The organism is Thioalkalivibrio paradoxus ARh 1 (assembly GCF_000227685.2).
GTDB classification, from domain to species: Bacteria; Pseudomonadota; Gammaproteobacteria; order Ectothiorhodospirales; family Ectothiorhodospiraceae; genus Thioalkalivibrio; species Thioalkalivibrio paradoxus.
This window is the reverse complement of sequence record NZ_CP007029.1, coordinates 1,973,728-1,995,310: the sequence shown is the minus strand read 5'-3', so window position 1 is coordinate 1,995,310 and position 21,583 is coordinate 1,973,728. Positions and strand designations below refer to the sequence as shown.

Genomic DNA, 21,583 nt, shown 5'->3' with positions numbered 1-21,583 from the left:
TTGTGGGATACTCGGGCGCCGTCGGAACGACCGCATTCACCATGGAGGACGCAGTGGACGAGAATCGCAAGAAGGCGCTTGCCGCCGCGCTGGGGCAGATCGAACGGCAGTTCGGCAAGGGTGCCGTGATGCGCATGGGCGACGGCACCGCGGTGCGCGATATCGAGGTCATCTCCACTGGCTCGCTCGCGCTGGACGTGGCGCTGGGGATCGGCGGGCTGCCGCGTGGGCGCGTGGTCGAGGTCTATGGCCCGGAATCCTCCGGCAAGACGACCCTGACGCTGCAGGTCGTGGCCGAGTGCCAGAAGCTCGGCGGAACCGCGGCGTTCATCGACGCCGAACACGCGCTCGACCCCGGCTATGCGCAGAAGCTCGGGGTGAACGTCGATGAACTGCTGATTGCGCAGCCGGATACCGGCGAGCAGGCGCTGGAGATCGCGGACATGCTGGTGCGCAGCGGCGCGGTCGACCTGGTGGTCGTCGACTCGGTTGCCGCGCTGACGCCGAAGGCGGAAATCGAGGGCGAAATGGGCGACGCCCACGTCGGTCTGCAGGCCCGGCTGATGTCGCAGGCGCTGCGCAAGCTCACCGCCAATATCAAGCGGTCGAATACCCTGGTCGTGTTCATCAACCAGATCCGCATGAAAATCGGCGTGATGTTCGGCAGTCCCGAGACGACGACCGGCGGCAATGCGCTGAAGTTCTATTCTTCGGTCCGCATGGACATCCGGCGCATCGGCGCGATCAAGCGCGGCGACGAGGTGGTCGGCAACGAGACCCGCGTGAAGGTGGTCAAGAACAAGATGGCGCCGCCGTTCAAGGAGGCGTTCTTCGAGATCCTGTACGGCGAGGGCATCTCGCGCCTCGGCGAGGTCATCGAACTCGGCGTCAAGCAGGGCCTGGTCGACAAGGCCGGCGCCTGGTACAGCTACAAAGGCGAACGCATCGGGCAGGGCAAGGAGAATGCCCGGCAGTTCCTGAAGGAACATCCCGAAATGGCGAACGAGATCGAACAGGCGCTGCGGGAACGCTATCTCCCGGAACGTTCGCATGCGCAGGCCGAAGCCGAAACCGCCGAGGGATGATCCAGACGACGCGTATGCCGCCGCGCTAAGGCTGCTGGCGCGGCGCGAGCATGGCGTGCTCGAGCTGACCCGGAAACTGCAGCAGCGGGGATTCACCGCCGACGCGGCCGGCGCCGGGGTCGAGCGCCTGGTCGCCGAGGAGCTGCTGAGCGAACGGCGCTTTGCCGAAACGATGGCGCGCCACCGGCTGTTCCAGGGCTATGGAGAGACGCGCATACGCGCGGAACTGGCGCAACACGCGATTGACGCGGCCGACATCGACCATGCCATCGAGGCGCTGGAAGCAGACTGGCCGGCGCAGGCGATGCATCAGGCGCGGCGGCATTTCGGTCTGCCGCCTGCGACCGCCGACGACCGCAAGCGCGTTCTGCGCTATTTGCTGCAGCGCGGTTTTGCGGCGGCTACGGCGAATGCAGGGCTCGCCCGATGGCGGGAAAGCGAGCATTCTTCGGAATGAAATCTGCGCAAGTGTTGCATCCGCGTGGTAATCTGTGCGTTTCCGCAACATGCATCCGATTTCATGAAGAGCGCCGACATTCGCCGGAGTTTTCTCGACTTCTTTATTCGCCACGGCCACGTGGAAGTGCCGTCGAGTCCGCTCGTTCCAGGCAACGATCCCACCCTGCTGTTCACCAATTCGGGAATGGTGCAGTTCAAGGAGGTGTTCCTCGGGCGTGAGAAGCGGCCGTACACCCGAGCGGTGAGCAGCCAGCGCTGCGTGCGCGCCGGTGGCAAGCACAACGACCTGGAGAATGTGGGGTACACGGCCCGGCATCACACCTTCTTCGAGATGCTCGGCAACTTCAGCTTCGGGGACTACTTCAAGCGCGAAGCGATCGCCTATGCCTGGGAGTTCCTGACCGAAACGATCGAGATCCCGGTGGATCGGCTCTGGGTCACGGTATACGAGACCGACGACGACGCTTACGCGATCTGGGTGAACGAGATCGGCGTGGCGCCGGAGCGCGTACTGCGTATCGGCGACAAGCCCGGCGGCAGTTCCGATAACTTCTGGCAGATGGGGGACACCGGCCCCTGCGGCCCCTGTACCGAAATCTTCTACGACCACGGTCCGGAAGTCGCCGGAGGCCCGCCGGGTTCGCCCGACGAGGATGGCGACCGCTACATCGAGATCTGGAACCTCGTGTTCATGCAGTACGACCGGGACAGCAGTGGCAACCTGACCCCGCTGCCGCATCCGTCGGTCGACACCGGCATGGGGCTCGAACGCCTCGCTGCGGTATTGCAGGGCGTCCACTCCAACTATGAGATCGACCTGTTCCGCGACCTGATCCATGCCGCGGCGGAGATCGTGGGAACAAAAGATCTCGATTCTGCGTCCTTGAAGGTCATTGCGGATCACATCCGTTCGATCGCATTCCTGATTACCGACGGGGTGATGCCCGGCAATGAGGGCAGGGGCTACGTGCTGCGCCGGGTCATCCGCCGCGCCGCCCGCCACGGACACAAGCTCGGCTGCGACGAGGCCTTCCTGTACCGGTTGATCCCGGCGCTGGTCTCGGCGATGGGCGAGGCCTACCCGGAACTGGCAGAAGGGCAGGAAAACCTGGAGAGAGTCCTCAGGAAAGAGGAGATGAAGTTCCTGGAAACATTGGAAAAAGGAGTGCGGATCCTGGAAGAGGATCTCGGCCGGCTGCAGGGTTCGACCATTCCGGGCGAGACCATTTTCCTGCTGTACGATACCTACGGGTTTCCGGTCGACCTCACCGGCGACATCGCCCGCGAGCGCGGCCTCGAACTCGATCTGGAAGGCTTCGAACGCGCGATGCAGGAGCAGCGCGACCGCGCCCGGGCGGCCAGCCATTTCACGATGGACACCGCCCAGGCGCCGGGGATGGACGTGGCGACCGAGTTCACCGGCTACGAGCGGCTGGAGGACGAGGGCCGGGTCGTTGCGCTGTTCCGCGACCACGAGCCGGTCGACGCGCTGGAACTCGGCGAGGGCGGCATCGTGGTGCTCGACCGCACGCCTTTCTACGCCGAATCCGGCGGCCAGGTGGGCGATATCGGCACGCTGAGCGCGTCGGGTGTCCGCTTCGAAGTCGGCGACACGCGCAAGCAGGATTCGGCGCACCTGCATGTCGGACAGGTGCGCGCGGGGCGCATCGAGCGAGGCATGACCCTGCGCTGCAGCGTGGCCGGTCCCCGGCGGGATGCGATCCGCCGGCACCACTCGGCGACGCACCTGCTGCACAAGGCCTTGCGCGACCAGCTGGGTGGGCATATCCAGCAAAAGGGTTCGCTGGTGGATGCGGAACGGCTGCGCTTCGACTTCGCGCATTTCGAGCCGGTGTCGGCCGAGCAGCTGCGGCAGATCGAGGCGCAGGTGAATGCCGAGATCCTGGCCAACGTGCCGACCGACACGCGGCTGATGGACATCGAATCGGCACTGGCCTCGGGCGCGGTCGCGCTGTTCGGCGAGAAGTACGGCGAACGCGTACGCGTGCTCACCATCGGTTCCTCAACGGAACTGTGCGGCGGCACCCACGTCGCGCGCACCGGCGACATCGGCCCGTTCCGGATCGTGTCGGAAGGCGGCGTGGCCGCTGGTGTGCGCCGCATCGAGGCGGTTGCCGGTAGCGTGGCCCAGGCCTGGGTCGACCAGCAGGTCGGCACGCTGGACCGGGTCGCGGACCTGGTCCGGGGCGGCCGCGGGGAAGTCGTGGACAAGGTGCAGGGCCTGGTCGACCGCAACCGGGAGCTGGAGAAGGAACTGGAGGCGTTGCGCAGCCGGCTCGCGAGCCAGGCCGGCAGCGATCTCGCTAGCCAGGCGATCGATCTTGGCCCGCTGCGGGTGCTGGCCGCGCGTGTGGACGGCGTCGAGCCCAAGGCGCTGCGCGAGATGGTCGATCAGCTGAAGCAAAAGCTCGGGGCCGCGGCCGTGGTGCTGGCCACCGTGACGCCGGAAGGCAAGGTGAGTCTGGTCGCCGGAGTGACCAAGGCGCAGACCGGGCTGATCAAGGCAGGGGAACTGGTAGGCTTCGTCGCGGCGCAGGTAGGAGGGCGTGGCGGCGGTCGGCCCGATATGGCGATGGCGGGCGGTCAGGAGCCGGAAAAACTCGACGCGGCACTGGCCTCGGTGGAGAGCTGGGTGCGCGAACGCGCCGGCGGTTGATCGCGACCAGCCTGTTTTGGGAACGGCCACGGCCTTTGTACTCCGTTTTATTCGAGTCGGGTAATAGTTCAAAAGCTATATTGTAATAGTTATAAAGATATATTCGAATACATGGTCTTGGAGATCGCGAAAGCTCCGCCAGTGCGAAATGGCAGAATCCGCCGCCACCGTCATCGCGCGGAACGCAGCCTTTGGCCGCGAGCGCAGCGTTACGGGGCGTCGCGACCCATCGCCGTCGGTCCGACCGACTCGCAGGGATGACTTGCCTCGCTCGCGGCGGCGGTCGGGCTGAGCAGTGGTTCGGCCTTCCACGGAGCTTTCGTGATGATCAGTAAGCGGTTGTCTTGCTTGCGTTGAACTGGAATCGAGAACGCCTCATGTCCCTGTTGGTTCTGAAATTTGGAGGTACGTCGGTCGGAACGCCGGAGCGTATCCGGAACGTCGCCGAACGCGCGTTGCGGCTTCGCGGCGATGGCCATTCCCTGGTCGTGGTGGTATCCGCGATGAGCGGGGAAACCGATCGCCTGCTGGGTCTTGCGCGCGAACTCCATCCCCGTGCAGAGGGAAGGGAGCTCGACGTGCTGCTGTCTACCGGTGAACAGGTGACGATCGCGTTGCTTTCCATGGCACTGGAGGCATATGGCTGCCCTGCGCGTTCCTATACCGGAGGGCAGGTGCGCATCCTGACCGACAGCGCCCATAATAAAGCGCGTATCCGCAGCATCGACGACAGCCGCATTCGTGGCGATCTCGAAGCCGGGCGCGTAGTCGTGGTGGCGGGATTCCAGGGCATCAGCGAAGAAGGCGCGATCACCACGCTGGGACGTGGCGGATCCGATACTACCGCGGTGGCGCTGGCGGCAGCGCTGAATGCCGACGAATGCCGGATTTATACCGACGTCGACGGTGTCTATACCACGGATCCGAGAGTCGTGAAGCGTGCGCGGCGGCTGGAGCGCATCACCTTCGAGGAGATGCTGGAGATGGCCAGTCTCGGTTCGAAGGTGTTGCAGATTCGCGCAGTGGAGTTTGCCGGAAAATACAATGTGCCCCTGCGGGTATTGTCCTCGTTCGAGGAAGGTCAGGGGACACTGATCACAACGGAGGAAGGCCGCGTGGAGCAGGCGCTGGTGGCAGGTATCGCGTTCAACCAGAACGAGGCACAGTTGACGATACAGGGGGTGCCGGACCAGCCGGGTGTCGCCTACCGGATCCTGGGCCCGATCGCGGACGCGAATATCGAAGTCGACATGATCGTGCAGAACGTTGGCGCCGACAACACCACGGACTTTACCTTCACGGTGCACAGAAACGATTACGAGAAGGCACTGGGCATACTGGAACAGGTGTCCGGCGAACTGGGTGCCCGCAACGTTGCCGGAGACACCAAGATCGCGAAGATCTCGGTGGTCGGTGTCGGGATGCGGTCGCATGCGGGTATTGCGAGCCGCATGTTCGAGGCACTTGCCCGTGAATCCATCAACATACGGATGATTTCCACATCCGAGATCAAGATTTCCGTAGTGGTGGACGAGAAGTACTTAGAGCTGGGTGTCCGTACGTTGCACGATGCCTTTGAACTCGAGCAGGAACCGACCGGTCAATCCACGGACCGGTAACGGCGGAAACAACGGCAAGCGGGCGACCGAAACCGTCCGACACGATACAGGCAGTCTGGAGAACAGCATGCTTATTTTGACGCGACGCGTGGGCGAGACCTTGATGATCGGAGAAGAGATCTCCGTGACGGTGCTGGGTGTCAAGGGCAATCAGGTTCGGATCGGGATCAACGCACCGCAGGACGTCGCCGTCCACCGGGAGGAGATCTACGAGCGGATCCAGCGCGAGAGCCGCGGCGAGGGCGGAGATCCCGGCGTGTCCGACGACCCGAAAGCCAGTACCAACTGAGGCTGAACGGGTATGGGCGACTGCAGGCCCTGGAGTGGTTTTCAGGGCTCGTGGAAGTTCGGCGCGCGATTGGCGCCGGCGGATCTGCTCTTCCCATTTGGCCCCCAACCCCGTATCCTTTGCCCCCAGTTCGGAGAGATGGCCGAGTGGTCGAAGGCGCTCCCCTGCTAAGGGAGTATGGGTCAAAAGCCCATCGAGGGTTCGAATCCCTCTCTCTCCGCCACTCTCTACGAGGAATCAGGCACTTTTGAGTGCCTTTTTTGTTCCCCCGCCATGGGTCGGGAACTCAGGGTTGGGCAGCGCCGTCGTCGGTGGGGTCCCGCACCAGTTCCTTGCGCAGCACTTTCACGTCTCGTGCTGCGGCGATGCCGATCCGAACCTGCTCGTTCTTGATGCTCACCACGGTGATGCGAATCCCGTCCCCAAGGACAAGGGTTTCACCGGTGCGTCGGGTCTGGATATACACGATTGCGCGCTCCTTGCGTCGGATTCCTGCCAATAAGAATCGGACAGACACGCCAGCAGGTCAATGCGGCGTCGCAGCGCCGCATGCTTCGGGCGCGCGGGTGGCGTGGTCGGGGTGAAAGCGTGTGACAGCCCGCGCCGCTGCCCGAACCTCCATGGATTGACGGCCAGACTCCCGGCGCGCCGCAAGCTTGCGAGGCTTGCCCCTCGTGGTGCATTGATGCAAGGTGCCGAGGTCAGGGACGCGGGCTGGGACCGCTGGACCACTGGATGGGGGGAGGGAGATGGACGAGCCCGTAGCGCAGCATCCGTTGCTGGACGCATCCTGCCGGGTGGCGTTGGCCGCCTACCTGCACGACCTGGGAAAGTTCGCCGAACGCGCGCGGCTGGAAGTGCCGCCGGACCGGCTCGATACCCACCTCACGCAGTATTGCCCCTACCACGAGGCCGGCGGTCGCGGCTGGCACAGCCACCGCCATGCCGCCTACACGGCGTTGGCCTGGGACTTGATCGAACGCCGTTTCCCCGAGCTCGTGGGCCGCGACATCGCACCCTTTGCGGCGTGGAACGCCCCGGATGTCGACGACTCGATCGTGAATGCCGCAAGCCGGCATCACAAGCCCGAAACCTACCTGCAATGGCTCGTGGCCACCGCCGACCGGGTCGCTTCCGGTTTCGAGCGTGAGGCCTTCGACGAGTACAACCGGTCGAAGGACCAGACGCGCGAGGGCCGCAACCACTTCACCGCCCGCCAGCTCACGCTGTTCGAACAGGTTGCGGCCGGCACCGACCGGGGCAGGGTGCGGCGGCAGGATCTGCATTACCGCTACCCGTTGCAGCCGCTCTCCGTGCAGGCCATCTTCCCGGTGGCTGCGGCGGGCTACGAAACCGCAGACAACACCGTCGCTCAGCGGGAGTATGCACGGCTGTGGGATGCGTTCCGCGGCGCGCTGGACGCGATCCCGTCCAGCCACCGCGGTAACTGGCCGCTGTGGCTGGATCACTTCGACTCCGCCTGGGCCTGCTACACGCAGGCGATCCCGTCGGCAACCGCGTTCGGCACCCGCCCGGATGTCTCGCTATACGATCATTCCCGCACCACCGCCGCGCTGGCCACCGCGCTCTGGCGCTACCATCACGATCGCGACGACGATCGCGCGCAGGTTCGCGCACGCCTGGCGGACTGGCATCGCCCGGACTGGGACGAACCGAAACTGCTGCTGATCCAGGGCGATCTCTTCGGCATCCAGGAGTTCATCTTCGCCAGCGGCGGCGAGACGCAGAAGCGTGCGGCAAGGCTGCTGCGCGGCCGATCGTTTTACGTGTCGCTGCTCACGGAATGCGCGGCACTGCGCATCCTCGATACCCTGGGGCTGCCTCCGACCAGCCAGGTGATCAACGCGGCCGGCAAGTTCCTGATCGTCGCCCCGAATACCGACGAGACCGTGGCGGCCCTGCAGCGCGTACAACGCGAACTCGACGCCTGGTTCCTCGAACACTGTTTCGGCGAGTCGGGGATCGGGCTGGCCTGGCTCCCCGCCTGCTGCAACGATTTCCTGCGCCGCAAGGATGCGGCCGAGGCCCCGTTCCAGCGCCTGATCAAGCGTTTGTTCGAAGCGCTGCAACAGGCCAAGGCCCGGCGCTTCGACCTGTGCGCGGCGGGCGCGCCGGCGCCGCTGTTCGAGGGCTTCCTGGATCGCTTCGACCCGGCACTCGGGGTCTGCGAGATCGACGGGCGCGCACCGGCGACGCGCCGGGAAAACGGGGTCGCTGTCAGCCGTCTGGCTGCGGACCAGATCGCGGTGGGCCGCCATCTGGCAGGGAAGCAACGGCTGCTGATCACCCGAGATTCGTTGGACCACAACACGCTGGAACTGCCGGTGTTCGGCTATGCCGTGCAGTTTACCGGTGGCGACGACCAGACCGGGCGATTCGGCATGGCCGCGCGCAACGGCAACCTGCGCCGCGCCTGGGATTTCAGCCTCCCGGACCGCGAGGATACACCGCTGTTCTCGGGCTATGCCCGGCGCTTTATCAACGGGTACGTGCCGCGGTTCGGCAGCCAGAACGAGTGGGAACAGGGACGTTACCAGCGCCTGCCGGCAGAACTTCGGGAAGGGCTGGAACCGCAGGCTCCGAAGACCCTGGAGCACCTCGCCTGCGACGACCGCGAGCCGGACGCCGCCGGGAATTATCGCGGCATCGAGGCGCTGGTCACGCTGAAGGGCGATGTCGACAACCTCGGTGCGATCTTCGAAACGGGGCTGGAGCCGCCCACCTTCGCGAAGATGGCCGCGCTGTCGCGGCAGATGAATGCGTTCTTCGCGATCTGGTTGCCCTGGCATTGCCAGCAGAAGCGGACTTCCGCCTATACCGTCTTTGCCGGCGGCGACGACTTCTTCCTGATCGGACCCTGGCGCAGCACCATGCAGCTGGCCCGCGAGATGCGCCGCGAGTTTGCCCGCTACGTCGCCGGGAATCCCGGCATCCACTTCTCCGCCGGCTTGGCGATGACCAAGCCGGGTCTGCCGATTCGCCAGATGGGCGCGCTGGCCGACGAGGCGCTGGACCAGGCGAAGGCACGGCAGAACGAGGCCGGAGAGTATGTGAAGGACGCGCTGACCTGTTTCGGCTACACGGTGTCCTGGGAGGACTGGGAAACCCTGTGGGGGCTGCACGACGAACTGGCGGCTGCGAGCGGCGAAATCGCGCTCAGCACGAGTTACCTCTATGGCTTGCATGGCCTGGCCGACATGGCCGGGCGCCTGCAACGCGGGGAAGGCCGCATCGAAGATGCGTTGTGGAACTCGCGTTTCGTCTACCGAACACGCCGCATGCTCGAACATCACCGCGGGATGTCCCCCGCCGCGCGCAATCTCTGGCAACAGCGTCTGGGCACCCTGCTCGGCGGTGGCATCCAGCGCTTTGGCAGCACATTCAAACTGGCGCTTTTCCCCTACCTGTATCAACACCGTTACTGAAGGAGTTGGCCATGGCGCAGCAAGGAACACCACAGGGCGATCGCAGGCGGGGTACGTTTGGCGGTGGCCGCCGCGGGCCGGGCGGCGGCAAGGGACCGGCGCCGTTCGAGCGCCTGGACACCTCGCGCATCCAGCTCAGCCCCCCGGAGGGCGGCCACCTGCCGCCGGATTTGTTCGACGACGTTGCCCGCCGGGCCGCGCAACAGGTGGCGGGGGACCGCAAGAACCAGAAAAACAAGCCGACCCAGTTGCGGCAGTTCTACGACGAACTGGTGATGTGGGAAGAGAAGGTACGCCGTGACGAGGACCGGTTCCACGAGTACCTGCCGTTCATTCGCATGCTGAACGCGAAGGCCGCGTATGCCGAGGGGCGCAAGCACGTGGACCGCAATTTCGTGGACCTGATGCATCACTGCCTCGGGCAGGTCACCAGCCCTTCCGTGCTGCGCAATTTCAAGCTCTTCTTCGAGGCCTTCATGGGCTTCTACAAGGTGGAACGCCCGAGCGGCTGACGAGAAAAGGAGAACGAAGCCATGCAGCTCACCCACATCGGCGAGATCCGGGGCCAGATCGAGTTGATCTCCGGTCTGCACATCGGCAGCGGCAACACCGAGATGCACATCGGTGGCACCGACAACCCGGTGATCAAGAACCCGTTCACCCACGAACCCTACATTCCCGGCTCCAGCCTGAAGGGCAAGATGCGCAGCCTGCTGGAATGGCGTGCCGGCGTGGTGGAGGCAACCCAGGGCAAGCCGCTCGGGTTCAGGCACCTGCAGGCGCTGCCGGAACAGGCGGCAGAGGCGGGGCGCAGCATCCTGAAACTCTTCGGCGGCGCACCCGAGGGCTCGGGTCAGAACGAAGAACTGATCGCGTCGATCGGGCCGACCCGACTCGCTTTCTGGGACTGCGACCTCGACCCGGCCTGGGTGAGCGAAATGGGCAGCAAGAACCTGCTGCTCACCGAGACCAAGTTCGAAAACATGATCGACCGCATCAAGGGCGTCGCGGACAACCCCCGGAACACCGAGCGCGTGCCGGCCGGCGCCCGCTTCGATTTCCGGCTGACCCTGAAGGTGATCGACGGCGAAGACCTGATGCCCGACATCCTGCGCGGGCTGCGCCTGCTCGAACTCACCGGAATCGGCGGATCCGGCTCGCGCGGTTACGGCAAGCTGCGCTTCAACGCGCTGACCTGGGACGGGCAAACGCTGCAGGATCGCCTGGCCTCCGTCGCGGTCTGACGCGATGCCCGCCATGGAAACATTGCGCCTCACGCTGCGCCCCCGGTCCGCCTTCGGGGGACCGTTGCGGGGAGACACCCTGTTCGGACAGTTGTGCTGGGCCGTGCGCAACCGCCGAGGCGAGGAACACCTGCGGGAATTGCTCGATGGATACACGCAGGGACGCCCGTTCGCGGTGTGCTCCGATGCCTTCCCGGCAGGATTCCTGCCCCGGCCGGCGCTGCCCCTGTATCGCTTTCGGCCGATCCCGGACAGCGACCGCAAGGCGGTCAAAAAGCGGCGCTGGCTACCGCTTCAGGCACTGGCCCGTCCGGTGGAGGACTGGCTGCACGAGGCGATGGACGACGCGGCCGTGGTTCGGCAACAGGCCGGGACATCGGCACCGGCGCGGCTTGCGAGCCACCGCGCCCAGCCGCACAACAGCATCGACCGGCGCAGCGGCACTACCGGCCCCGGCGCGTTCGCGCCCTATACCCAGGCGCAGTACTGGTATGCGCAGGGAACGCAACTCGATCTGTATCTGTTGCTGGATCCGGAACGGATCGGCCGCGACGAGGCGATTACGCTGCTCGACGATATCGGGCGCACCGGCTACGGTCGCGACGCCAGCATCGGGCTGGGCAAGTTCGACGTGACCGCAGCGGACCCCGCCACCCTGGTAGCGGCCCCCGACGCCAACGCCTGTTTCACCCTGGCACCGTGTGCGCCGCAAGGCCTCGGCCTGCGCCCGGACCGCGCGTTCTACGAAGTGTTCACGCGCTTCGGCCGGCACGGCGACCGTGCGGTCTACGGGCGGGGCGGGCCGTTCAAAACACCGGTACTGCTCGCGGGTACCGGAGGCTTGTTCGCGATGGACTCGCCGCCGCGCGCCGGCTTTCTGGGGCAGGGGCTTGGCGGCGCCGGCCGAATGTCCAAGACCATCCCGGAAACGGTGCAGCAGGGCTACGCGCCCTGCGCCGCGGTGCGGCTGAACTGGGAGGCAGCATGAGCGTGATGGAACACTGGGAGCTCGCGGTCACGCCGCTTTCGCCCGTGCATCTGGGCACGGGGCGGGACTACACGCCCACCGAATACGTGATCGAGGGCGGTACGCTGCACGAGTTCGACGCACTGGCGGCCTTACAAGCACTGCCGGAGGCCGAGCGCAGGCGCCTGGACGCGATTCTGGCCGGTCGGCCCGACGACCGCATGCTGCGCTCGGTGCAGGCGTTCTTTCACGACAATCGGCGTCGGCTGATCGCCGTTTCCCGGCATCAGGTGCGGGTAAACGCCACGGTCGAGGCGTTCTATCAGGAACGGGTCGGCCAGGTCGCGCAGCACGAGGCCACGGGCCGCGCGGTGCAGAACCGGCTGGAGATCGAACGCACCGCCTGGTCGGCGGCCACGGGCTCCGCCATCTTGCCCGGCAGCGGGATGAAGGGCGCAATCCGCACCGCGCTGCTCGACCAGGTCAACGAGGGGCGTCCGATTCCAGACGACTGGAAACGGGACCGGCAAGGAAACCGGCGGCTGCAGGAATCCCTGTTCGAGGGATCGTTCGAGCGGGATCCGTTGCGGATGCTCAGGATCAGCGACGCCGCAGTCGTCCGGCCCGGCCGGTTTGCCACCGATGTGCGCTTCGCGCTGAACCGCAAGAAAAGGCCGGTGCTGCGGGGTGGCCAGCAGCTGCAGTCCCGCGCGGAACAGCAGGGGCTTTATCAGCTTCTTGAATGTTTGCCGCCGTTTGCGGATCGGGCGTTCCGCGGTTCGCTCTCCATCCAGGACATCGCCGGAGTCGAGAGCCCGAACTGGCCGGCCCGTGTGTTTACGTTTTCCGAGATCGCGGCCGCATGCAACCGCTTCTACCGCGCGCATTTCGAGCGCGAAATGGCCCTGATGAAGAACATGGGCTACGTCGATCGCGACTGGGAACGCCGGCTCGAAACCCTGTTCGCCAGCCCGGTGGGCAAGGCCCTGGACGCCAATCGCGCGTTCCTGCTGCGAGTGGGCCGCCACAGCGGTGCGGAATCCGTGACGCTGAACGGCGTCCGGCATATCAAAATCCTCAAGGGTAAGGGCGACGCGCCCGATTTTATGGACGAGGCCAAGACACTCTGGCTGGCCGGAGACGAGCGCCAGACCCAGCAAGGCCTGCTGCCGTTTGGCTGGATGCTCGTGGAGTCGTTTCGCGATCCCGGGGAACTGGCCGATTGGCCGCCGCAACTGCGCGCCGACGACATGCAATCCTGGCGCGAACGGATCGCCAGCCACCGCCAGAAGCTGGCCGCCGAACTCGAAACCGAGCGGCAACGCGAAATCGAGCGCACGCGCGCCGAGCAGGAAGCCGAACGCAAAGAACGCGAGCGCGCGCAGCGGCTGGCCTCGATGAGCGAAGACGAACGTCAGATCGACGCGCTGCTGAGCACTCTGGCGCAGGAACAGGCTGCCGGCACGCTCGCCCCGAGCAGCCAAGTCGCCAGTGCCCGGGTCGATCTACTCAGAACGGCGTTGGACTGGGGTTCCGAGGAACTGCGCCGGCAAGCAGCGGACGCAATACAGCAAACGGTACGCGCGCTGCCGTGGAGCAAGAAATCCCGGGCCGAACGCCAGAACGACCTCGCACGCCTGCGCCAGCCGAAGGATGGCTGACCAAGCTGGGCTCGGTGCCCGTGACAGACACAGGAGAAGCTGTACCTCCGTGCGGGCCCCGGGCCGCGGATGCAGCCCCGCGCGCGGTAGGCTACCATCGTGCACGAGGCCCGGATTCAGACGCTCGCAAAGGCATCAGTCCCCGGCACCCAGTGAAACCCGCGAACCCCCTTTGCAAGCCGTTGAATTCATATGTGTTTTCGAGGCATGCAGTCAGAACGACTTCCCTGATGAAGAAGGGATTAAGACGTTCGGCGCGCAGTTCCTCGACCCTTGCAGAAAGTCAGAACGACTTCCCTGATGAAGAAGGGATTAAGACCGCCGCCGTGGTATCCCCGCGCCGTGGGATCTTCGTCAGAACGACTTCCCTGATGAAGAAGGGATTAAGACCTCGAGTCCGCGCTGGCTGTTGCCAGTGGCGAGGGTCAGAACGACTTCCCTGATGAAGAAGGGATTAAGACGCCTCGATCGCGTCCTGGCGAGACCATTGGGACGTCAGAACGACTTCCCTGATGAAGAAGGGATTAAGACCCAGCGCCCGAAATACGCGCGCGTGCAACAACTGTCAGAACGACTTCCCTGATGAAGAAGGGATTAAGACGAGATTCTGGCTGAGCGCGCAACCTTTCAACCAGGTCAGAACGACTTCCCTGATGAAGAAGGGATTAAGACGATCGTTTGCGAATGCTTCGGCGCGCGCCTTGTTGTCAGAACGACTTCCCTGATGAAGAAGGGATTAAGACCCTTCCTGGCCATCCCATTGAATCATCCCTGCCGTCAGAACGACTTCCCTGATGAAGAAGGGATTAAGACTTCTCGCCTTCCGGCTCGTTGTCCTCGTCGGACAGTCAGAACGACTTCCCTGATGAAGAAGGGATTAAGACGCATTGTCGGCCAGCGACTGCACAAGTTCTACATGTCAGAACGACTTCCCTGATGAAGAAGGGATTAAGACACCGGCAGGAGCCAATTCGTTCGTCGGACACGGTCAGAACGACTTCCCTGATGAAGAAGGGATTAAGACGTTGATCCAGTATTCGAAGTTCGTCATGGCTGCGTCAGAACGACTTCGGTGTTTGTCAACGTAGTTGTCCGCTTTTTCATGCCGCCTGAGCGACCATCAGGGCTGGCGTTTGGGCATGTTCCTTCGGTGGGTTGAGCCAGACGTGATCGATCGGTGTCCAGTTGCGCGTGTGCCGCGACCAGCGTGTCGGGTTGGCGCGTTGGGCGTCTTGGTACACCCGGTGCCGGTGCGCCAGGATCGCGATGTCCTCCCCGCGATGACGCTGGCCGGGGGTGACGAAGCGGATCTTGCTGTGGCGATGTTCCTCGTTGTACCAGTGGACGAAGCGCGCGACCCAAGCGCGGGCGTCGGCGAGGCTGGCAAACGGCTGAGGCGGAAAGGCCGGCGTGTATTTCAAGGTCCGGAACAGGCTTTCCGCGTAGGGGTTGTCGTCGCTCACCGAGGGGCGACTGAAGGACGGGACGACACCCAGGCGCTGCAAGGTGCTGAGCATGGTGGCACCCTTCATGGGGCTGCCATTATCCGAGTGCAGCACCAGGCCCGGGCGATGGACGCCCTCGGCGAGACAGGCGCGTTCGATCAGGCGACTGGCGTGTTCGGCGCTTTCCTCGGTGTGCACCTCCCAGCCGACGACCTTGCGGCTGAAGACGTCCTCGATCAGGTACAGGCGGTAGAACTGCCCCCGGATCGAAGAGGCCAGGAAGGTGATGTCCCACGCCCAGCAAACATTGGGCGCAGTCGCGCAGACCCCCTCCGGTTTGGGCACCTGCCGTGGGGCCGCCGCCCGGCCCCGGCGCTGTACCTGGTCATGGGCCCGCAGCACGCGGTAGAAGCTCGCCTCGGACGCGATGTACACGCCCTGGTCGGCCAGGCGCGGCACGATCTGGGTCGGTGGCAGGCTACGGTACTCCGGCGCGTTACAGACCGTCAGGATCGTCTCCTGCTCTTCGGCACTCAGGCGGTTGGCCGGCACCCGCGGGGTGCAGGTGCGCCGGTCCACCAGCCCGGTGTCGCTGCCGGCGAGGGCGCGCCAGCGGCGCAGCGTGCGCGGCGTCAGGCCGAGGACCGCACAGGCCGGGGTGAGCCGGGCACCGGCGGCGACCGCCTCGTCGATCAGGTCCAGCGCCAAGGCACGGGTCTCGGGCGTGATCATGCGTCCTCGTCGTCCCCCCAGATCGCCTGGGCTTTTTTTTCAACACCAGCAAGGCGGCTGCCTCGGCCAGGGCTTTCTCTTTCCGGCGCAGCTCGCGCTCCAGGTCGCGCACGCGCTTCTTCTCCTGCTGCCAGGCGGCACGCTCGTCCCGGGTCAGCCGCTGGGGATCGGCGCTGCCGGCCATGGCCGCTTCCTTCCAGCGCTCGATCTGCTCGGGATACAGACCCTTGCACCGGCAGTACTCCGAGAGCGCCTGCTCATTCAGCGCGGCGGTTTCGATCACCACCGCGAGCTTGTCCCGGCCACTCCAGGATTCCGGGTTCGCCGGATCCGCCGGCACCGCATGCCCCCGGTCCTGGAACTCCCGGCGCCAGGCATACAGGGTGGGTTCCGACACCCCCGTCTCCCGGTGCACGTCGGCCACCGCCCGGGCATTGGGCGGCATCATCTTCTCGACCACCTTGGCTTTGAACTCTTCGCTGTACCGTGGCATTCCATCCGCTCTCTCCGCCCCCTCGAGGGTTAAGTTTACTGCGTCCAATCCAGCGGACTTCTATGCTGACAGAGGGGGACTTCCCTGATGAAGAAGGGATTAAGACGATCCGCGCGGCCAGCCCGAGCGGGGAATACGTCAGAACGACTTCCCTGATGAAGAAGGGATTAAGACTTCGCTTTCTGTCGATGCTGGCCGACTCGACGTGTCAGAACGACTTCCCTGATGAAGAAGGGATTAAGACAAGTTCGCGGGGTCATCCTCACCCTCATAGAAGTCAGAACGACTTCCCTGATGAAGAAGGGATTAAGACCTACGAACTCGTGGGTTTGCGCGTCGTAGTAGCGTCAGAACGACTTCCCTGATGAAGAAGGGATTAAGACGATCCAGGCCGCGATCCAGTACTCGACCCCGGTCAGAACGACTTCCCTGATGAAGAAGGGATTAAGACCGCCAGTTTGAGCATGTACGTCCGCCGGGTTTGTCAGAACGACTTCCCTGATGAAGAAGGGATTAAGACCGATCTCGGCGACTTGCGCTTCATTGCCGGCCGTCAGAACGACTTCCCTGATGAAGAAGGGATTAAGACCTACCCGACTCGGGCATATAATAGGTGGCGGATGTCAGAACGACTTCCCTGATGAAGAAGGGATTAAGACCCAGTTGATGCCAGCATAGGCGTTGAGGCTGCGACGTCAGAACGACTTCCCTGATGAAGAAGGGATTAAGACCGCTCGATGACGTGCATCAGCGCGGTCGACTGATGTCAGAACGACTTCCCTGATGAAGAAGGGATTAAGACTCTATACCTCTTTCTGGTTGAACTTCGCCAGCAGTCAGAACGACTTCCCTGATGAAGAAGGGATTAAGACCATTCGCGTCCAGCTTGTGATCGAACAGGTCACGTCAGAACGACTTCCCTGATGAAGAAGGGATTAAGACACGTTGGGCTATCTGGCCGTCCTACGAGATCGAGTCAGAACGACTTCCCTGATGAAGAAGGGATTAAGACCTTTACCATCCAGTCTGCCGTGCGCTCGGCATCGTCAGAACGACTTCCCTGATGAAGAAGGGATTAAGACGGAAGGTCAGGATGTCCCTGACCCAGCTTTTGGGTCAGAACGACTTCCCTGATGAAGAAGGGATTAAGACTGGTAAGGTGGTCTACACCGGCCCACTGCCCAAGGTCAGAACGACTTCCCTGATGAAGAAGGGATTAAGACGCTTGGAATTCCGCCTTGTGCTGGTGTTGCCCAGTCAGAACGACTTCCCTGATGAAGAAGGGATTAAGACTCATCTAATGGCTCCAGTTCTTCGTATCTAAAGGTCAGAACGACTTCCCTGATGAAGAAGGGATTAAGACCGCCTTGGCGCGCTGGCCCGGCGTCATCTTGGCCAGTCAGAACGACTTCCCTGATGAAGAAGGGATTTAGACTTCGCAGTATTCGCATACATAGCCGCGTTCAATCGTCAGAACGACTTCCCTGATGAAGAAGGGATGAAGACGGTACTCAGGAATTCTCTTGCCCTGCTTCCCGTGCCACTCGCCTGGGTGAATCGCGCCGAAGCGTGGCAAGCTTGCCAAGTGGGTCAGTATCGGACCCGTGTCGTTACATTCGTCGCCAACAGAACCAAGGGTTCCGCCCGCAACGGCAGAGCCTGGCTCACGCGAGGTAACGACAGATGTTGGATCCAGGGGAGAACCCTCAGAACGTTGATTGGACCGACCAGTTCGACGACTACGATTCCGAGTTCTGGGAAGAACACCTAGGTGGCCCTGACGATCACCAGCTCGAGCCGGACTACGGATACCTGGAGCCCGACTACGCGCACGTGGAAGAGGAAGCGGGGCCGGAACCATCGGAGCTCGAGGCGGACGAGTCGTACTGGGAGCAACAGGATCTTGGTAGAGCGGGGGAGACCGCTCCGGACGCTAACCCCAGGCCCGCGCCAACCCAGGAACCCGCCCGCGACCCGGGCGGCCGGCGCGAGGCAATCGTGCAGTGGCTGGCAGAATCGCGGGTGTCGCGGCCGCTGCGCAACGGGGATGGGTTCTATGTGCTCCGGGGCAAGTACGGTCGCCTGACCGATGGTGCTGTGGTCGAGATGCTCGCGTGGCTGGGCGAAGAAGGGATCGTGGCCGGCACCCTCGTGGGTGGCTACAGCGTGGCGTACACGCCTCCCGGCGGCCCGTATCTGGAGAAGCTCACCTTCTTCCGTATCATCGAGCGGGTACCGTTCAGCCGCCTCGCGCCGAGCCAGCCGGCAGTGGCTGATCCGGATCTGCCGTTCTGAACTTCGGCCAGGGACTACCGGACACGGCCTCGGCCTTTCCGGCGGCCCCGGGCCGAATCCGCAGTTGGCACGAGAATGACCCGTAGACGCCTGTATCTTGCAGCCTACGATGTGAGCGACCCGGGGCGTCTGAGGCAGGCCCACCGGGTGCTCCGGGACTATGCCACGGGTGGCCAGAAGTCAGTGTTCGAGTGTTTTCTTACCGACACTGAGTGCGAGGAACTGCTACGCCGGGTGCGGGCCGTGATCGACGAGCAAACGGACCGCTTCTTCGTTCTGAACCTGGATCGGCGAGCACCCGTACGCACCCTGGGAATCGGTGCGCCACCAGTCGACCCACCCGTCTTCTTTATCACGTGACCCTTGTGACGATTACTTGCTACGCCGAGCTCCGACAAGGTTGCGAGGCCTACGATTCCGTTCGACGGGATGGTTTCATCACTGTCATGGATGCGAACCCTCCCAGGGAGTTGCGTGGGCTGCCCCCCGCTTGCGAGGCACAGCCGCCGCGGCCGCTGATTCTGGATCCGAAAACGCCCGGCCTCCGGGTGGAGCTGGATGGACCGGCGCTGCGTGTGGTGGGCGAAGGGCAGGCAGATCGCTACTTCCCGTTGCGACGGGTATCCCGAATCGTTGCTGATGCCTCGGTGGAATTCTCCACCGAGGCCATTCTGGCCTGCGCAGTGAGGGGCATCACCATCGTGCTGCATGACCCCTCTGGGCAGGCCATCGCACGTGTGGTCGGCCATGCCGGCCAGCGCTCGGAACTGCGCCAGCGGGTGATCGATCTCCTGGCACAGCCAGAGTGGCGCCCTCGCTACCAGGTATGGCTGGAGCGTACCGAACAGCGAATCGCTGCCATGGTAGTGAAGCATCTGGGTGCCCCGCGCGAACTCGCACTCGATCCCCAACGCCTGCGGCAATGGATCGGTCAGACGGGGACGTTCTTCGTGGGTGATTCGACCGAAGAGGCCACCCGAAGCCGATTCCGCGAACTTGCCACTGCATGGATGGCTGACCATTTGCAGAACTTGGGTTTTGGTGCCGACAGCGAAGGCTGGCAGTCCGGAGAATTCGATCTAGGCGCGGACCTATCGCGCCTGTTCGCGCTGCGAGTGGAGCCCTACCGGTTGGAATGGCTACAGCGCCGCCACATCTGGACCGTGGCGACCCGCCGCGAGGCACGGCCCGTTCGCCCCGAGATGCCGGCGTTGATCTGGCAACAGGCGGAACCGGCTGTTTCTCGGGCTGGCAGGGCTCTCACGCATGCGTTGCATCGGTGGTTGGTGCCCCTTGGCTGAGCGCTGGCCACGGCGGTGGAAAGCGCGGCGAAGCCGCACCGGTGGAGGGCGTCGAGGCGCGGACTCCTCGAGTCTGCAGCGGGGCTATCTCCTCTGCTACGACATTGCCGATCCCGTGCGTCTGCGCCGCGTGCATAGGGTGGTAAAGGAACATGGCCTGCGCATTCAGTACTCGGTGTACCTGCTTGAGGTCAACGGGTCCGGGCTTGACCGGATTCTCTCGGAGCTATCCAGCCACATTCATTCCGTCAAGGACGATGTGCGTGTGTACCCAATCCCGCGCCGGTGCCGGGCTCAGGTGCTCGGCCGGCGCATCTTCGATATCGGCGTGACGCTTGCCGGCACTCAGCTTCCCGGCGGATTCACGTAGTACGAAATTGGCCGGAAGGGAGCTATGGGAGCCCGTGCCATGTGATGGCCACCGGAGCTGCGCCGGATTGCCGCAAGTGAGAAGCAATGGAGGGGGGCGACGGCAGCGGTAAGCTTGCGGGGTTGGCCTTTCGGGTACAGGACGGGCAATCTTGGCTGCGGGTGGAGCGAGGAAGCAGCGGACTCGGGCAGCCACGGAGTTGCAGGGACGCGGCGCTCCACCCACCACGATGACCGATGCGAAGGGATCTGCTGATGGAACCGGAAGAATTCTCGCGGCGCGTGCTGCTGGCCGTAACGGGCCTGTCGCCGCAGGTGGTGACGGAAACGCTTTATGGCCTTGCGCGCCAGCGGCGCGATCGCGTTCCCACGGAAGTGCATGTGATCACCACCGAAGAAGGGGCCGAGCGCGTGCGGCTGGCTTTGCTGAGCCGTGAGCCCGGATGGTTTCGCCGACTGTGCGAAGACCTGGAGTTGACGGGCCTGCGTTTTGGCAACGATTCCATCCATGTGCTGCGCGACGTCAGCGGTACCCCGCTGGCCGATATCCGAACGCCCGAGGACAACGAGCGTGCCGCGGATTTCATTACCGAGAAGGTACGGGAGTTCACCGCTGACCCGGAAAGCGCATTGCATGTGTCGATCGCCGGCGGGCGCAAGACCATGGGCTACTACGCCGGCTATGCGCTTTCGCTGTTTGGTCGACCGCAGGACCGGTTGTCGCACGTGCTGGTCAGCGAGCCGTTCGAATCGAGCTGGGATTTCTTTTACCCGACGCCCTACAGCCGGGTGATTACCACCCGCAACGACAAACTCGCGGACACGGCGGATGCCAGCGTCACGTTGGCCGAAATCCCGTTCGTGAGTCTGCGCGATGGCCTGCCGACCCGCTTGGTCGAGGGCGGCGCGCAGCTGAGCGAGACGGTGGCTGCCGCGCGCCGCGCGCTGGAGCCGCCGGAACTGGTGATCGACCTGGCCGGCCGCTGTCTCGAGGCCAGCGGCGAGCGGCTGCCGATGGCTCCGGCGGAACTTGCGTTCTACGCGCTGTTCGCGCGCAAGCGCCAAGTCAGCGGCCATGCGCTGCGCCGCAGCGACCCGGAACTCTCGGGGCCCTTCCTGGCGGAATACCAGCGCATCGTCGGTCCGATGTCGGGCGATCTGGAGCGAGCGGAAGAGGCCTTGCAGAACGGGATGGATGCCGACTATTTCGACCAGCGAAAGGCCCGTACCAACGCCACGCTCAGGCAGCATCTCGGTCCCCAACTCGCACGCCTGTACGCGATTCACGCCGACGGCAAACGCGACGGCCGCTTCAGCCTGCGGCTGGAACCGGAAGCGATTCGGTTCGACGCGGTGCAAGACCCCGGGAAGTAGCGGAGTGGCGCTGGATGGGGCAGATGCCTGGCGCGCACCGCCGCCTGGTTCGACGAACTCGGCGTGGTCCACGAACGGTGCAGTGTACCGCCACGCCGGGAGCGATTCCCCCCGAGGTACCTGCTTG

At 64.2% G+C, this 21,583-nt stretch carries 17 protein-coding genes, 1 tRNA gene and 2 CRISPR repeat arrays; of the genes, 16 read left to right on the top strand and 2 right to left on the bottom strand.

What is annotated here, in order from left to right:
- Positions 1-53: 53 nt before the first annotated feature.
- The 6 genes from recA to THITH_RS09070 all read left to right on the top strand — a co-directional run bounded on the left by recA (position 54) and on the right by THITH_RS09070 (position 6,352).
- A complete protein-coding gene (recA, locus tag THITH_RS09095) occupies positions 54-1,085 on the top strand; it encodes a recombinase RecA (protein ID WP_025367422.1) in 1,032 nt (343 codons plus the stop codon).
- Positions 1,051-1,542, top strand: a complete 492-nt coding sequence (locus THITH_RS09090; protein WP_006747373.1) for a regulatory protein RecX — start codon at positions 1,051-1,053, stop codon at positions 1,540-1,542. The genes recA and THITH_RS09090 overlap by 35 nt, the downstream gene beginning before the upstream one ends.
- A 63-nt stretch (positions 1,543-1,605) precedes the next feature.
- Complete coding sequence (gene alaS, locus THITH_RS09085; protein WP_006747374.1) at positions 1,606-4,221, top strand: alanine--tRNA ligase; 2,616 nt, start codon at positions 1,606-1,608, stop codon at positions 4,219-4,221.
- 377 nt (positions 4,222-4,598) lie between these two features.
- Positions 4,599-5,840: an aspartate kinase gene (locus tag THITH_RS09080; RefSeq protein WP_006747375.1), complete on the top strand. Its 1,242-nt coding sequence runs from the start codon at positions 4,599-4,601 to the stop codon at positions 5,838-5,840.
- Positions 5,841-5,907: 67 nt separating this feature from the next.
- A complete protein-coding gene (gene csrA / locus THITH_RS09075; protein WP_006747376.1) occupies positions 5,908-6,129 on the top strand; it encodes a carbon storage regulator CsrA in 222 nt (73 codons plus the stop codon).
- A gap of 132 nt (positions 6,130-6,261) precedes the next feature.
- Positions 6,262-6,352, top strand: a tRNA-Ser gene (locus THITH_RS09070).
- A gap of 63 nt (positions 6,353-6,415) precedes the next feature.
- On the opposite strand, the gene THITH_RS09065 is transcribed toward THITH_RS09070, so the two are convergent.
- On the bottom strand, positions 6,416-6,595 hold the full coding sequence (locus THITH_RS09065) for a carbon storage regulator (RefSeq protein WP_006747378.1): 180 nt from the start codon (positions 6,593-6,595) through the stop codon (positions 6,416-6,418).
- A 283-nt stretch (positions 6,596-6,878) separates the two neighbouring features.
- Here THITH_RS09065 and cas10 point away from each other — a divergent pair, with 283 nt between their 5' ends.
- The 5 genes from cas10 to THITH_RS09040 are packed head-to-tail and all read left to right on the top strand — an operon-like array spanning position 6,879 to position 13,447.
- Positions 6,879-9,575, top strand: coding sequence for a type III-A CRISPR-associated protein Cas10/Csm1 (cas10, locus tag THITH_RS09060; RefSeq protein WP_006747379.1), 2,697 nt, complete (start codon positions 6,879-6,881; stop codon positions 9,573-9,575).
- Positions 9,576-9,586: 11 nt separating this feature from the next.
- Positions 9,587-10,087 (top strand): type III-A CRISPR-associated protein Csm2, encoded by a 501-nt coding sequence (gene csm2, locus THITH_RS09055; RefSeq protein ID WP_006747380.1) that lies wholly within the window; start codon positions 9,587-9,589, stop codon positions 10,085-10,087.
- Positions 10,088-10,108: 21 nt separating this feature from the next.
- Positions 10,109-10,819 carry a type III-A CRISPR-associated RAMP protein Csm3 gene (csm3, locus tag THITH_RS09050; RefSeq protein ID WP_006747381.1) on the top strand — a complete coding sequence of 237 codons (711 nt, stop codon included), beginning with the start codon at positions 10,109-10,111 and terminating at the stop codon, positions 10,817-10,819.
- Between the two features lie 13 nt (positions 10,820-10,832).
- On the top strand, positions 10,833-11,807 hold the full coding sequence (csm4, locus tag THITH_RS09045; RefSeq protein WP_006747382.1) for a type III-A CRISPR-associated RAMP protein Csm4: 975 nt from the start codon (positions 10,833-10,835) through the stop codon (positions 11,805-11,807).
- Positions 11,804-13,447, top strand: coding sequence for an RAMP superfamily CRISPR-associated protein (locus THITH_RS09040; protein WP_006747383.1), 1,644 nt, complete (start codon positions 11,804-11,806; stop codon positions 13,445-13,447). Before csm4 ends, THITH_RS09040 begins: the two co-directional genes overlap by 4 nt.
- Before the next feature lie 212 nt (positions 13,448-13,659).
- Positions 13,660-14,471: a CRISPR direct-repeat array (repeat unit 37 nt; unit sequence GTCAGAACGACTTCCCTGATGAAGAAGGGATTAAGAC).
- A gap of 76 nt (positions 14,472-14,547) precedes the next feature.
- Here the strand turns inward: THITH_RS09040 and THITH_RS09035 are convergent.
- Positions 14,548-16,117 (bottom strand): IS3 family transposase gene (locus THITH_RS09035; RefSeq protein ID WP_456300605.1). Its coding sequence is split into 2 segments (ribosomal slippage): positions 14,548-15,648 and positions 15,650-16,117, totalling 1,569 coding nucleotides; the frame shifts between segments, so codons are not numbered across the junction.
- Positions 16,118-16,186: 69 nt separating this feature from the next.
- Positions 16,187-17,623: direct repeats of the CRISPR family, unit length 37 nt; unit sequence GTCAGAACGACTTCCCTGATGAAGAAGGGATTAAGAC.
- Between the two features lie 177 nt (positions 17,624-17,800).
- Between THITH_RS09035 and THITH_RS09030 the strand changes: the two genes are divergently transcribed.
- The 5 genes from THITH_RS09030 to csm6 all read left to right on the top strand — a co-directional run bounded on the left by THITH_RS09030 (position 17,801) and on the right by csm6 (position 21,456).
- Positions 17,801-18,412 carry a hypothetical protein gene (locus tag THITH_RS09030; protein ID WP_006747386.1) on the top strand — a complete coding sequence of 204 codons (612 nt, stop codon included), beginning with the start codon at positions 17,801-17,803 and terminating at the stop codon, positions 18,410-18,412.
- Positions 18,413-18,487: 75 nt separating this feature from the next.
- Positions 18,488-18,772, top strand: a complete 285-nt coding sequence (gene cas2 / locus THITH_RS09025) for a CRISPR-associated endonuclease Cas2 (protein WP_006747387.1) — start codon at positions 18,488-18,490, stop codon at positions 18,770-18,772.
- Between the two features lie 86 nt (positions 18,773-18,858).
- Complete coding sequence (locus tag THITH_RS09020) at positions 18,859-19,713, top strand: CRISPR-associated endonuclease Cas1 (RefSeq protein ID WP_006747388.1); 855 nt, start codon at positions 18,859-18,861, stop codon at positions 19,711-19,713.
- Entirely contained in the window at positions 19,706-20,083 is a 378-nt protein-coding gene (cas2, locus tag THITH_RS18775; RefSeq protein WP_169794293.1) for a CRISPR-associated endonuclease Cas2, read from the top strand. Before THITH_RS09020 ends, cas2 (THITH_RS18775) begins: the two co-directional genes overlap by 8 nt.
- Before the next feature lie 254 nt (positions 20,084-20,337).
- Positions 20,338-21,456, top strand: coding sequence for a CRISPR-associated ring nuclease Csm6 (csm6, locus tag THITH_RS09010; protein ID WP_006747390.1), 1,119 nt, complete (start codon positions 20,338-20,340; stop codon positions 21,454-21,456).
- Positions 21,457-21,583: the final 127 nt, after the last annotated feature.

What these genes read in the sequence shown, in the direction of transcription:
- THITH_RS09080 (WP_006747375.1), top strand. Translation starts at nt 4,599, where the DNA reads ATGTCCCTGTTGGTTCTGAAATTTGGAGGTACGTCGGTCGGAACGCCG.
- csm6 (WP_006747390.1), top strand. Translation starts at nt 20,338, where the DNA reads ATGGAACCGGAAGAATTCTCGCGGCGCGTGCTGCTGGCCGTAACGGGC.
- THITH_RS09090 (WP_006747373.1), top strand. Translation starts at nt 1,051, where the DNA reads ATGCGCAGGCCGAAGCCGAAACCGCCGAGGGATGATCCAGACGACGCG.
- THITH_RS09020 (WP_006747388.1), top strand. Translation starts at nt 18,859, where the DNA reads ATGGATGCGAACCCTCCCAGGGAGTTGCGTGGGCTGCCCCCCGCTTGC.
- csm2 (WP_006747380.1), top strand. Translation starts at nt 9,587, where the DNA reads ATGGCGCAGCAAGGAACACCACAGGGCGATCGCAGGCGGGGTACGTTT.
- alaS (WP_006747374.1), top strand. Translation starts at nt 1,606, where the DNA reads ATGAAGAGCGCCGACATTCGCCGGAGTTTTCTCGACTTCTTTATTCGC.
- cas2 (WP_006747387.1), top strand. Translation starts at nt 18,488, where the DNA reads ATGACCCGTAGACGCCTGTATCTTGCAGCCTACGATGTGAGCGACCCG.
- csm3 (WP_006747381.1), top strand. Translation starts at nt 10,109, where the DNA reads ATGCAGCTCACCCACATCGGCGAGATCCGGGGCCAGATCGAGTTGATC.
- THITH_RS09040 (WP_006747383.1), top strand. Translation starts at nt 11,804, where the DNA reads ATGAGCGTGATGGAACACTGGGAGCTCGCGGTCACGCCGCTTTCGCCC.
- csm4 (WP_006747382.1), top strand. Translation starts at nt 10,833, where the DNA reads ATGGAAACATTGCGCCTCACGCTGCGCCCCCGGTCCGCCTTCGGGGGA.
- THITH_RS09030 (WP_006747386.1), top strand. Translation starts at nt 17,801, where the DNA reads ATGTTGGATCCAGGGGAGAACCCTCAGAACGTTGATTGGACCGACCAG.
- csrA (WP_006747376.1), top strand. Translation starts at nt 5,908, where the DNA reads ATGCTTATTTTGACGCGACGCGTGGGCGAGACCTTGATGATCGGAGAA.
- cas10 (WP_006747379.1), top strand. Translation starts at nt 6,879, where the DNA reads ATGGACGAGCCCGTAGCGCAGCATCCGTTGCTGGACGCATCCTGCCGG.